This is a genomic window from Enterococcus sp. PF1-24 (genome assembly GCF_029893325.1).
In the GTDB taxonomy this organism is placed as follows: domain Bacteria; phylum Bacillota; class Bacilli; order Lactobacillales; family Enterococcaceae; genus HY326.
Genome location: NZ_JARXWL010000043.1, coordinates 1 through 12,712, shown reverse-complemented (window position 1 = coordinate 12,712; position 12,712 = coordinate 1). Strand labels below are relative to the sequence as shown.

Annotated in this window: 14 protein-coding genes; 2 read left to right on the top strand and 12 right to left on the bottom strand. The window is 29.2% G+C overall.

From position 1 onward, the window contains the following. Positions 1-269 precede the first annotated feature (269 nt). The 3 genes from M2139_RS13235 to M2139_RS13225 all read right to left on the bottom strand — a co-directional run bounded on the left by M2139_RS13235 (position 270) and on the right by M2139_RS13225 (position 2,328). Positions 270-542, bottom strand: a complete 273-nt coding sequence (locus tag M2139_RS13235) for a hypothetical protein (RefSeq protein ID WP_280739334.1) — start codon at positions 540-542, stop codon at positions 270-272. 585 nt (positions 543-1,127) lie between these two features. Next, positions 1,128-1,307 carry a hypothetical protein gene (locus tag M2139_RS13230; protein ID WP_280739333.1) on the bottom strand — a complete coding sequence of 60 codons (180 nt, stop codon included), beginning with the start codon at positions 1,305-1,307 and terminating at the stop codon, positions 1,128-1,130. A gap of 28 nt (positions 1,308-1,335) precedes the next feature. Further along, positions 1,336-2,328, bottom strand: coding sequence for a hypothetical protein (locus tag M2139_RS13225; protein ID WP_280739332.1), 993 nt, complete (start codon positions 2,326-2,328; stop codon positions 1,336-1,338). A gap of 148 nt (positions 2,329-2,476) precedes the next feature. Between M2139_RS13225 and M2139_RS13220 the strand changes: the two genes are divergently transcribed. Continuing rightward, entirely contained in the window at positions 2,477-3,367 is an 891-nt protein-coding gene (locus tag M2139_RS13220; RefSeq protein ID WP_280739331.1) for a nucleotidyl transferase AbiEii/AbiGii toxin family protein, read from the top strand. Positions 3,368-3,450: 83 nt separating this feature from the next. Here the strand turns inward: M2139_RS13220 and M2139_RS13215 are convergent, their stop codons facing one another. Both M2139_RS13215 and M2139_RS13210 read right to left on the bottom strand, forming a co-directional pair. Then, positions 3,451-3,849: a hypothetical protein gene (locus tag M2139_RS13215; RefSeq protein ID WP_280739330.1), complete on the bottom strand. Its 399-nt coding sequence runs from the start codon at positions 3,847-3,849 to the stop codon at positions 3,451-3,453. Positions 3,850-3,895: 46 nt separating this feature from the next. Beyond that, positions 3,896-4,453 (bottom strand): hypothetical protein, encoded by a 558-nt coding sequence (locus M2139_RS13210; RefSeq protein WP_280739329.1) that lies wholly within the window; start codon positions 4,451-4,453, stop codon positions 3,896-3,898. A 253-nt stretch (positions 4,454-4,706) separates the two neighbouring features. Here M2139_RS13210 and M2139_RS13205 point away from each other — a divergent pair, with 253 nt between their 5' ends. After that, a complete protein-coding gene (locus M2139_RS13205; protein ID WP_280739539.1) occupies positions 4,707-5,231 on the top strand; it encodes a helix-turn-helix transcriptional regulator in 525 nt (174 codons plus the stop codon). Positions 5,232-5,233: 2 nt separating this feature from the next. Here the strand turns inward: M2139_RS13205 and M2139_RS13200 are convergent, their stop codons facing one another. The 7 genes from M2139_RS13200 to M2139_RS13170 all read right to left on the bottom strand — a co-directional run bounded on the left by M2139_RS13200 (position 5,234) and on the right by M2139_RS13170 (position 11,248). Beyond that, entirely contained in the window at positions 5,234-5,701 is a 468-nt protein-coding gene (locus M2139_RS13200; protein WP_280739341.1) for a DUF5626 family protein, read from the bottom strand. A 390-nt stretch (positions 5,702-6,091) separates the two neighbouring features. Next, positions 6,092-6,736 (bottom strand): ATP-binding cassette domain-containing protein, encoded by a 645-nt coding sequence (locus M2139_RS13195; RefSeq protein WP_280739340.1) that lies wholly within the window; start codon positions 6,734-6,736, stop codon positions 6,092-6,094. Next, positions 6,729-8,849 (bottom strand): hypothetical protein, encoded by a 2,121-nt coding sequence (locus M2139_RS13190; RefSeq protein WP_280739339.1) that lies wholly within the window; start codon positions 8,847-8,849, stop codon positions 6,729-6,731. The genes M2139_RS13195 and M2139_RS13190 overlap by 8 nt, the downstream gene beginning before the upstream one ends. A 63-nt stretch (positions 8,850-8,912) precedes the next feature. Further along, on the bottom strand, positions 8,913-9,251 hold the full coding sequence (locus tag M2139_RS13185) for a bacteriocin (protein ID WP_280739338.1): 339 nt from the start codon (positions 9,249-9,251) through the stop codon (positions 8,913-8,915). Between the two features lie 123 nt (positions 9,252-9,374). After that, positions 9,375-9,881 (bottom strand): helix-turn-helix transcriptional regulator, encoded by a 507-nt coding sequence (locus M2139_RS13180; RefSeq protein ID WP_280739337.1) that lies wholly within the window; start codon positions 9,879-9,881, stop codon positions 9,375-9,377. A 54-nt stretch (positions 9,882-9,935) separates the two neighbouring features. After that, positions 9,936-10,499 carry a hypothetical protein gene (locus M2139_RS13175; protein WP_280739336.1) on the bottom strand — a complete coding sequence of 188 codons (564 nt, stop codon included), beginning with the start codon at positions 10,497-10,499 and terminating at the stop codon, positions 9,936-9,938. 11 nt (positions 10,500-10,510) lie between these two features. Further along, the gene (locus M2139_RS13170) at positions 10,511-11,248 is read right to left on the bottom strand and encodes a replication initiation protein (RefSeq protein WP_280739335.1); all 738 of its coding nucleotides are present in this window, start codon (positions 11,246-11,248) and stop codon (positions 10,511-10,513) included. Positions 11,249-12,712 lie beyond the last annotated feature (1,464 nt).

The window sequence follows — 12,712 nt, the reverse complement described above, 5'->3', positions numbered from 1 at the left end:
AGTTGAAGTTGTAAAAAAATGGCAAAAAGAATTTTCTAAAAGCGATTTGAAACTGGAAAAAATACAAATCATAAAAAAAAATGGTCCAAAATCAAATTAAAGGAAAGAGCATAAGGGAACGCTGACACCATCCGATAAATTGGACGTTGAACAGACAGAGCCTGTTGAGTTTTTAGACCCTAAATCAATGACACCACAAATATGCAAAACATCCCCACCAACGACATACGTGTTTTTAGGAATAAATCAGCACACTTTTTATTTTTTTGTTAGCATTGTTTTAAATTTCCAGATGGCAGAAAAAGAAATTTACCTGGGTCTTTTTTGTAGTTCATAATAATTTCTAGTTGCTCTTGTCGATTTAATAATTCTTCGTATTTATATAAATTGTCTAAGTTTTTTTCATCTTCCCAAGCATAATCTTCTAACACTTTTTCAACGGCATGAGGGGGCGTAAGGGGACTAACTAGCATATCTAAAATGGTACGCTCTTTATCATAGGCTAATACTTTATTACCAAACCATGAATCAGTTTCAATCAATCCCAGTGAGTAGAATTTTTTATCAATGTATGTTGGTCGTACAAAATTTTTTCCAAATTTTTAGAACGATATCCTTTAGGAAAAGTCATGTAGTAACAAATACTTTCTGTTTTGTATCCATATAAAATCAGAGCTGTTTCATGTGAAAAAATGCCTTTATCAAATTGTGATTGAAGAGTCAAAAAGAAATCATGGGAACTTTCGGGCAATACATATACGTTTGTTCCGTATTTTTCAACGTCCCCCCCGTTCATAAGCTTTTCTCAATGTAGACTCACTAATACCATGTTTAACTGCAACTTTAACGGGCAAATTACCGTTATATTTATCAAATACTTCTCTAACTTTTTTTGCAATTTCTTGCTAATTCATTTTCAGTTTTTCTCTTAAAATCTTCTGGGCAAGCATCCGATATGTGCGCATATCGAGAATTTCCAAAAATGGAAATTACTTGTTAGGTTGCACCTAATACCGCAAAAAAATAAGCACCATTTTTTGAAAAAATAGGACTTGTTTTTTTGTCACTTTGTTCGATTTTTTTCAAGAGGAAAAATTGTTTAGAATATCTAAAAAATTTCGTTTTGACTATCTCACAAAATAGTCTTTTGCGATAATTTTTGCTTGTGCATCTTGTATCACCTTGTTGTGAACATCAACATAATATTCTTTCTCTTCTTGCGATTCTGCATTGACAATTAAACTAGAAAATTCTTCATAACTCATTTCCTTGATTTTTTCATAGAGCGTGTTTTCTTCTGTAGTCATTAAATTCATTCCTTTCAATAATCGTTTTTCAATCTATTTTATTATCTAATAAAGCTGGATAATAAATGCCTATTTCTTTATTAAGTTTTTTATTTATTATTTGATAATCTAAATAGAAATTAACATCATTTTCTATACTATTTAAGATGAAATTCTGTTCAAAAGTTTCAATCTGATCTAAATCATAACTTGCATATTTTAGGAAAAATAAAATTGATTTGTAATAAGGATATGAGTAATCAAATTTTTTTAAATATGCAATTAATTTATTAATATCTATATACTCCTTAGCTTCTATATAAGCCTCTAATATTTCTTGGACCCCACCACTATATTGTGGTCTAACTACAATATCTATTAGAGTGCGTTCTATGTTCGTTACTCGGATTTTTTTCGAAAAATTTATAGGTTGTCTATATACAACGCCAGTATTATTTGTGTTTTTAGAATTTAATACATGAACCCGATAAAATTCTTGATGATATTGAAAATTATAAATCATAGTTGTTGAACGCATTTTCTTTGAAAAAGCATAATCTATTCTACCTTGAGAAATTTTATTCTGGTTGTTACTAATATTTTTTTTTGATTGCTCTTTATTAATATAAATATTTTTAGGATTATTAATAGTCAAATCACTTACATACAAACTACTGTAGTGAGATAAAAAAGATTTAGATAATAAAGACAAGGCAATTTCATACGGTGAAACAGGAGTATAGGTAGCAACATATCTAGTTAATGTAGTGCCTCTTTTTTCATCAAAAATAGTCATTTCTTCAAATAATTTCAATACATTAACCATATATGTGACGAAAAGAGATTTAGTTGTTCTATTTGAAATTTTATTTTCTATTTTCAAATCATTTAATATTTGAATGATTGTACTTCTGTTTAAGATATTACCAGTTTCAACAGCTTTGTCTTTAATCTCATCAGAGTATTTAATTAAATTGTAAGTATCATTTTTTAATCCATATTCATTCAATGTTGAATGAATTGAAGCAGTATTTAATACCATGGGAATTACCTCGAAAGTATGTTTGAAATTTACATTGAGTATAACATAAAATTAAACAACAGAAAAGAGAGCTATGGTATATATACCATAGCTCTTAGTTTTAATTTTAAAAATGTGCTATAATGATATTTAAAAAAGGATGGTCATTGTGAATCCAGGCGAAATACGAAAATTAATTTTAAAAGTTATTTATTCAGAAGAACAGTTACTTGAAGTACTAGTTTTAAAAGGCGGAAACGCTTTGAATTTACACGGTATAACTAATAGGGAATCTCAAGATCTTGATTTTTCCATACAAGAAGAAATTAGATTTACTAAAGAAAAAGAAGGGGCCCTACTAGAAAAGACATTGACCCAAGCTTTTTCTAGTAAAGGTTATTTAGTCAATGATTTCAAATTTGAAGACAAACCTAAAAAAAGAAATGCAGATTTGAAACCTTTTTGGGGAGGATATTCTGTAACATTTACTATCATAGATAAAAAAAAGTATCGAGAACAAATTGAACAAAATGATCCTAACCTAGGTAGATTTGCTGAGCCCACTTCTGATAGAGGTGATACTAAAAAAGTTACAATAGACTTGAGCTTTGATGAATATACAGAACAAAAAGAATCAATCATAATAGATGATGTCCCTATTTATTTATACACACCTTTAATGATTGTATATGAAAAGATAAGGGCTTCTTGTCAGCAACTTGATGAATATGAATTAGTTTCAACAAATAAAGTTAGGGCAAGGGATCTATATGATATATATCAAACACTGACTAATCCTAAGTTTATTGATTTAAAGGAAGAAGTACTGAATCCTAATAATTTTTATATTCTAAAAGAAACCTTTAGATTAAAAGAAGTTCCTATAGAATTACTAACTAAACTAGAAAGTAAAAAAGAAGAATTAAAAGATAACTATGAAAAACAGGTACAACTGCAAATCCCTTTTAGTGACAATAAAGTAAATTTTGATTTTTTATTTGAGTATTGTAAAGATCTATTTGATGAATTGTATTTAAAAATTAAAAATGCAGATATTTAAATATTAAAAACCAAGAAAAGTAGTTACTGAACGAAAATCAGCGTAATCTTTTCTTGGCTTTTTAATAATATTAGGTATGAATATTATTTTTGTACAGACATATTAGTGTAAATATAGTTATGAATATAGATGGAATTAATAATTAGAAAAAGAGGGATAGATAAAAAAAGCCCATATTCTTTACTAAAACTTATAAGAAATCCTATTTGTAAAATACTGTAATATGCATGCCAAACTAAAATCCCTAATAAAAAAGAAATAATAGAGGAAGCAAATAGCATTATAATTACTTTTCTTTTTTTTACGAAAAGTAGAATGGCAATTAGATATGCTAAGAATGAAACCAATAGAACTTTGTCTAAAACGAAATACTGAAAACCATTAATCTTAATTAAATCTAGGGTATCATAATCAACTTCTACTCCCCAAGGAAGAAATAAAAATAAAAATATTATCCCATTGCACAAAAGAATTTTTTTCATGGCTATTCCCTCCTATAATAAATGTCTGTCAAATCATTGAATAAAACTATCTAATAGGCATTGATCCTGCGGAAAATAAAATATTATTAACATTCAAACTCCATCTTGAAGAATTTCGTTTCAAGTTAATTGTAACTTGCCCACCTCCAATTGCATAAATCGCAGGTGTAACATAAGTGGAAAAACCTGTATTGTAGGACCAACTAGATGATGTACCTGGATAAAAAGATTTTTTTTGACCCGATGATTCTCCACCAGCACAAGCAACAGCAACTGATTGATCAGTTATTTGTATACTAGAATCGTAATTAGAATAGCCTCCAGATACACTTGTTATAAGATAGCGATTAGAGTTATCTTTCTTATAATAAACTGTTACACGTCCATTAACACCGTAAGAAGAGTCCCAACCATCTTTAGTTTGATTTCCACTTGTAGCAGCGTAAGCTTTTTCAAAAAATAAGTTGTCTACAAATTTTGCCAAGTTGAAATCATCTTCAGTTTCTGTAATCTCGACAATATCAGAGGTGTTAAACTCGATTTCTTGTACGTGATATTCGGCGGTTTCTGTTGCATAGACAATTTCATCGGTAACTTCTGCCAATACGTTAAATTCTTCTCCATTATTCCCTTCCAAAGTAATTAAATCATCAACAACTTCTTTATATAAAATATTAGATTTAACAGCTGGTAAATCTAATTAAAGTTTCCCATTAATTTCAACTAAATAAAAGAATCTATAAGTTTACATGGTAGTAGCACATTTAATGTAAAGGTGCATGTAAATATTTAGTTGCTATCAATTAACTGAATTTTCTTGTATATTGTAATTAGAAAAAGAAAGGGGTTTATTAGGGATGGCATTTGGAGAAACATTAAAATTTCATAGGGAAAATTCAGGATTTTCTCAACAAGATGTGGCTAATCAGTTAAATATCTCCCGACAATCTATTTCTAAATGGGAAAACGACAGAGGGTATCCAGATATTGATAATTTAATACGATTGAGTCAGATGTACCAAATATCAATTGATGAATTATTAAAAGAAAATGAACAATTAAAAAAAATAATCACCAAAAATGAAGAAGAAATTGCACATAAAAAGAAAAAATTAAGTATGATAAAAAAATACTACGAAAAACCACTAGCGGATGAAGGCGTTCTTCTTTTGATTATGGCGACGCTAAGTTGCTTGCTGTTCCCAATTGGGTTTATAATGCTTGTTTTCATTTTCAGAAGGAATAAAAAAGCAAATACCTATTACAAATTGGTTACTGTAATGTGTATATGCTCTTTATTTCTAAATTTATATAACACCTACGTATACGCTACTTATCTTTTTAATATTGGTACTACAGTTAATATTGAAAAAATAGATTAAGTTTATGATACATATAAAGATTTGTTAGATATAGTAGCTACGACACTTCTCGGAGTATAAATAGCACCAGCTTTTGTTGTAAATGAACAAGTTGCTTTATTAGAATTATAAGACAAATTCTTGCTAGCCACTGATCCAGATAGTGCATTTATAGATAAATTGTAAGCTTGGGTGAATTGATTATCTTTAATTGTTACATAATAAGAAACACTAACTACTCCAGCCACAGTCTTGGATATTTTATAGCTACCATTATCTACTCTAGCTAATGAACATGATTTTTCAATTGTTAATTCAACAAAATTCCCTTGCTCATCAAAATAACTGATTGCTTTAGGAGCAGTTTCTTTGAAATTGTAAATCATCACAGAAGGAGATTCTTGAGATTCACTTGCAAAAGCGGACCGGGGAAAGCCACCTAACACTAATAAACAAAAAACTGAAATAAAACTAATCAACCATTTTTTCATACTATATCGCCTCCTAAATTTTATATAAATAATATAAAATGAATAAGAAAACAATATAAGAACGTAAGTGTTTACATAGAAAGTTCCCCCTATGTTTACATAAAAAAACAGTATAAATTCCATAAGATTATCGTTATTTTATTTTCAAGTTTACATAATCCTTATTATAAAAAGCAGCCCGTCTAGCAAGTATTAGACGGGCTGCTTTTGTGAAAATTATTTATTCACAAACTTTATTGAATAAAAGGTTGATAAACAAGACTCTTATTCCCTCTATACTTTGTGAAATTTTATAATAGTATTTATTTATTTATGTTATTTTGTGGTACTTCATCAACAAAGTTCTTCAAAAATAAAAAAATGAGTGAAGTAGTCTTAAAACAGTATAAATCAATTTGTTCTGTTTAGTAAATCTAAATCTATTATTTTTGAAGCTTTTAAAGTTAGCTCTTGATCATGTGTTACATACACTATTGTAGATCCTTTTTTGTGTAACTGAGTCAATTCCTCAAAGACAATATTTCTATTGTATGTGTCTAAGTTGCCTGTTGGTTCATCCGCAAATACATATTTAGGTTGCGAAATAATTAAGCGGGATAACGCAATTCTTTGTTGCTCCCCTCCGCTTAAAGAAAAGACTTTTTCTTTAAGAATTTTCTCACTAAGTCCCACTTTTTCTAAGGATCGTACATACTGTACGCTTTTTTCTTTTTTTGTAAGTTCGCAAAATTTTGTTGTAAGATCAAGATTTTGTTTAACTGTAAGATTGTCTATTAACCCGTAATTTTGAAACATATAACCGATATATTTCCTTCGAATCTCTTGAATTTTTTTCATAGGATTATCAATATTATTAAAGATTACTTTTCCTTTACTAGGTTGTTCAATCAAACTAATTATATTTAGTAAAGAAGTTTTTCCTGTCCCACTTTTCCCTGTAATGCAGATGAAATCACTTTCTTCTATTGTCAAATTTAAATTATTAAACAATACTTTATCACCGTAATTTTTTCGTATATTTACTAATTTAATCATATTCCATTCCCCTTTTTTGTCCGATATAGATTGCGATAAATAGAGCAACTGTACTTATAAGTAAAACCCCACATATTAAAAAGACACTTGCTGCTATCCCCGTGAAAAATGAGCCCATTAATAATACTGTCATGTCAAAAAATATAAAATAAATATTGTCTTTATAAATGTTAAACAATGGATAACCTACGTGTTTTTTTAATTGAATTACTTTTCTGTTTTTTTCTAATTTAGAGTAGAAAAAATAGTAAGAATATAAAAATAATGAAACAGCTAATACGATAAGTAGGCTAGTATAAAGCATTTGTAATCTCTTTAAAATTTTAATGCTGTTTGCGTGTGAATCATAAACAGAATAGGCACTTTGAATTTGTGACCCCATTTGATATTTATCAATTTCGGGCTGGATTGCCTCTAAACCTATTGCAGTAGGTGTATCTTTAAAATAAGTTGCCCGGGATAACCATGAACTATACTGACTGGCATCTAACATATGGTTGTCTATTATTGCTATTGGATCTATTATTTGAAACGGTTCACTGCCGTACGACTCATTGTTATAGGTGAAATAAGTTTGATTAGGTAACGTGTAAATAATATTAATATTTACAACCGGCAACTCTATTTCTTCGTTATAAATATTAGTGGGAATATCATACGATTTAAATAAATATCCTTCTGTAAAATTATTAACAATTTCTGTCTCATATGATTTTAAATGCTCGGGTACTAATAAATTTAAGGTATCATTTGCTATGATAAAACTTTCTTTTACATCTTTGCCAAATGTATCAAGAATAGGGTTCCAAGATAGATAAGTTGCATTTACATAGATACTTTTTCCGTAGGGACTAACCAGCTGTTCGTGAACAGAGTTAGTATTCGCTTCATAAAGATACGGCCCTCCTGATAGTTTGTCGTAATTAGAAATATCTATTAGCGCTAATTGATGATCGTTGTTAATATAAAATTCTTTCGCCTGTTTTTCATAAGGCCTTTTCAAATTATAATCAAATGATACAAATTGGGTTGCTGTTGCATAAGTATCTTGTGTGTTTTCCCATAAGTTAGTGGCAGCTGACTGCTCTTTTATATCTGTTAGCGTAGTTGTCAGCAAGAAAAAGAATGTTGGTAATATTAATAATAAGATGACTTGAAATGCTTTGCTCATTATTAATAATGGAGTAAATGAAGTCTTCCCTTTAACGTATAGGTAATAATTAGCATTTTTAGAGAAAATTTTAAACCAGATATATTCTAATAAGCTAAAAACGATAAGCATAGCGATTACAAATAAAAAAAGGACTATTTCAAAAATCAGAAACGACATAAAAATAAAACTTTTTAGAACAAATAAACTATAGCCAAAGAAAATAATATTAGCTATTAATAAACCCGTTATCGTCGGTAATGATAAACGAGAAATTGCCTGTTTTATTATGTCTTTAAAGGTGAATCCTGTAAGTATTTGCACAGCATATTGTTTTGAGTTTTTTATGCATAGATATAAATAGATAGATATAGTTAATATGCTTAATATCAAAAGAATAGTAACTATATAGGGTTCTTCTAGTATCGTTTTAACAATTATTAAATATCCAGGTTGGTACCCATCATCTTTTTCTAAAACAAAATTATATTGATTGTCTAAATGCTGCTGGATCTCTGCAAATGAATTTTCAGAATAGCCATCAGATATTAAGTATGTTCCCGATACGCCATACTTATTCAGTTCTTTTAAAGGATACAAAATAAGTTCTTCTCTATTGTCATACCAAGATAAAGCTCTGTTTTCATTTTTATCATAACCAACTTTTTCCAAAAAAAGATTATCATTAGTAAAAATAATTTTTTCATTATCTGATTTATTAATTATTTTCATAAATGTTAGATCCTGGTCTTTCGAAAAGCCATTTAGATAATCAAGCATTTCTATATAATTGGTTGTTTCTTCAAGATCAGGTGATTTATCTGCTGTTTTTTCGACCAGCGTTACCGCCTGTCTATCTTGAAAAAGAGTTTTATTTTCTAAAATTTCCGGAATGATAATAGCTGAAAAAATTGTTATAACAATGAAATCCAATAGAATAAATAATTTAAGTAATTTCTTCATATATATTCTCCTTAAAAAAACCATCAGAAAAGATTCCCGATGGTTTTTTACTTGATTTATTTATTAACGGTAATCGTAATAAACTTTATTGCCTGATTTAGAATAAGACACATTTGCTTTACTGAAATGATTTACCGGATTCCAACCACCATCAGAATAGTCAGAGTTACCGTTACGACATGAAGCGCGACCTTCTTTTTTATAATGTTTGTATTCAGAAACCAAAAGACTTCCAGATTTACCTCTGTACCACCAACCACCGTCATACGCACCATCTGTTGCACGTGATAATCTATTTTCACTAACAAATGATGATGTAATGCCTTCAGATTCTTCAATTACTTCAACGCCTTTATATGAAGAATCAATTTCTGCTGCAGCCGCTGGGGTACCTCCTGCCATAAAAATACTTCCAACTAACCCAAATAATAATAATTTTTTCATTTAAATTTCATTCCTTTCGTATTTGGTAGCTTAAGTATATGGGCAAACTACAAAAAAGTAACTTAACCACCAGTAGAATAGCTAAACTGTTAGTTGAGTTATGGTTGTTATCAAAAAAATAATCATATTAACTGTAATAAAAGCAATTTTAAAAATTAAATCTTGTTGAAACTTTTTTAAAATGATATGTGTTAATATAATCATGCCTCCAAACAAAAACGTTAAACCAGTATATTGAATGGAATGATGTTCATACTGGAAGTATTTAAAACAAAAGAGAGTCCAAAAGAAATTGAAAATTAATAAAAAATATACATACAGTGTACTTTCTTTTTTATTTTCTTCAGTTGGAGTATATTTGTCATTTTCAGGTTCTAAAGCTGTACTTTGACTAATTAATGAAACAGATAAAATTTTTTCAAGCTCATATAGCGTTTCAATATCTGGTAAACTTTTATCATTTTCCCACTTAGAAACAGCTTGAGGTGAAACGTAAACTTTTTCTGCCAGATGTTTTTGAGACCATTTTTTTTCAACTCTGCCATCTCTAATTTTTTCTCCAATGGACAAGCTTATTTCTTCGTTCATAAAATCCCCTACTTTTCTTGTTTGTCTTCAATGGACAAATCATAATGATACTTATTATTTTTTTTGAAAAAGTCGTTTCCAAAATGGTTGCTTTTTCACTTCTGAGGGTTCAACGCTAGTTTCAATAGATTGTTGATTTCTTAGCTGTTCCAATTCATTTTGTGTTTTCAATTGAAGTTGTTGCTGCTGATCTAATAACTTATATAAATCAGACTTTTCTTCCTGCAACTTATGAACTAAATCCCTAAGGAACTCTTTTTCAGAATCGACAAGGAAGTTATCAGAGCTGCTTGTCGATTGCTTGTCGGTTGTCGAATCGTCATTTATCGTTTTAAACTCAACGGTTCTATGATCAATTCCATTGGATTCATATTCAATATACTTGTCGATTGCTTGTCGGTTTTCGACAAGTTCCTTGTTGTTTTCAGCAAGTCCTTGTCGATTGCTTGTCGATTGTGCTCTTAACATTATCAATCCAGCATTTGAGATGAATAAACGGTTTCCTTTTTTTGTTACATAGTTTTTTCTAAAGTCTTTAGTTAACTTTTGCTGAACTGCTTGTTTAGATATATTCAGAATTTCAGCAACTTCTCTAATTGTATAGTTTTCTTTTGTCATATTTTAACCTCTTATTGATCTTGATCTAACCAATTATATAAAGAAACAGATGGCAGTTTTCTCTTATGTTCACTTTCCTTATTCTGTGGGGTAAACGTAAAAATCAATTGTACTACACGACCGCCTCGACCTTGACCCCTCTTTACTTTTTTTACCTCTAAATTATCAAAATATCGAGAAAGTTCTTTTATTGCTGGTTTTAAAATTTGTCGATCAATATCTGTCATACGATAGCTTTCTGGAATAGCTAATAGATTCCGAAAACTCTCAATAGTAAACACTCTTTTTCCAACGCTTCTCCATTGTTTAAGCAATCTATATAAATTTTTCGAATAAATAGCTTTAATTTCAACAAATTCTTGTAACTCAAACCGAGTAAAATTACTATCAATAGCATTTAAAATAAACTCAAATTCATTATTAACTTTAACTTTTAAAGTTAAAGCTTTTCGATTAATTTCAAAAGTCGGAAAAAGGACTAGAGAGCGAATTATATTTCCATCATCAAAAACGATACTTAATTTCTGTAATTTTTCATTAGTACGTTGTAAGTCCTGGACAAATCTTTGATTTGCTGTTGGTGAGTAATTGCTTAGACTCTTTAATTGATCAAAATTGAAAATAATTTCATTGGAACCTTTTTCTTTAACTTGTGAACATATTGTAAAAAAAAGGTTCATCTCAACGCTGTTAAAACCTTTAAATTCTACTTTATTTAATGAATTATGATATTTAACAACTTCATTCATAGAATCAGCTCCTTTTTTAGATTATAGCACTTCGACTATTAAAAAAAAAGTTATATCCTTAAACAGACAATTTATATCCTTAATACAGACAATTTATATCCTTAAACAGACAATTTATATCCTTAATACAGACAATTTATATCCTTAAACAGACAATTTATATCCTTAACATTGTTCTATCCCTTGAGGCTCTAAGGATCAAATATTCCTAAAGCGTTTTAAAGATTTATTAAAGATTATATAAAAGGTTTATTTAAAGAGAACCTAAATTTTACATATCTATCAAAAATTTGTATTTATGCTAAAAATGAAAAAAGTAAAAGATAATATATAAATAAGATGTGTCTCAAAATTGCCATATTAGAAAAGTTCAAGATCAAAACCATTAACAAAGAGTGCGTGCATTTAAATCACCATATTAACCATTCTAAGCTATTGTTCGACTAATACCAATAAAGCATTTATCAGCGCCTTTCAAGCGATCAGGACAAGTCCTAACAACCTTAGGTCCAATTTAAGCCTAACCCCTGTATTATATCAACGAGCGACAAAAGCGAACCCTAGTCGCAATAGGGTTCGCTTTTGTCGCTATACATGCTAGAACTTTTTTCACATTTCGCAAAAATATTGTATCATTTAAGCTTATCAACTTCAACTTTTGATATGGGCGCCATGTAATTTTAAATGATTCAAAAACACCTTAAAATTCAAAGGATTAGAAAATGTTTTTGGTTGTTATTTGGTTGTTTTAATGGTTAACAAATGGTTGTTAGTGACCATTTGTTCCCGGGTCTGGTTTCCCTTGCTTTGCAAGGGCCGGCAGCTTGCTTTCCGGGAAAACCCCTTATGCTCTTACATATAATGAGTCCCAACCAGTGAAGGTTCATACATGATGTTCGACTACTGACATATATTATCGAACCTGGAACCATAAGAATAACACAATATTAAGGTTTGCAGATGCAAAAAAGATTTACCTAGTAGATTGAAAAGTAATCAGAATGATAACGTTAGTAGTCGCAGATAAGGAATAGCTTTTGTAAAGTTTTAGAACAATTTTTTTTGATTTTAAGAAGTTTGATTTGAAATATTTTTGAGCAATGATGAAAACCAAATCGCAACTTTCCATTGCTCTTGGTTGCGAATAGGAAACGTAAAATTGCTATTGCAAAAATTATAAAAAGGAAAATTTTAGACGAATGAAACCCGAAAAAAAATAAAGTATGAAAGGAATTGCACAAAAAGATGCCTTAGTTTTATTTCTAAGACGTTTTAAATACGATTGAACGTTTCTGTTGACCAGTCATTTGAAATTTCTTAAAATGCAAATTAAGACGTAATTAGGACGTTCATTTTTTTAAAATTAGTGAGTTGAAGTTGTAAAAAAATGGCAAAAAGAATTTTCTAAAAGCGATTTGAAACTGGAAAAAATACAAATCATAAAAAAAAATGGTCCAAAATCAA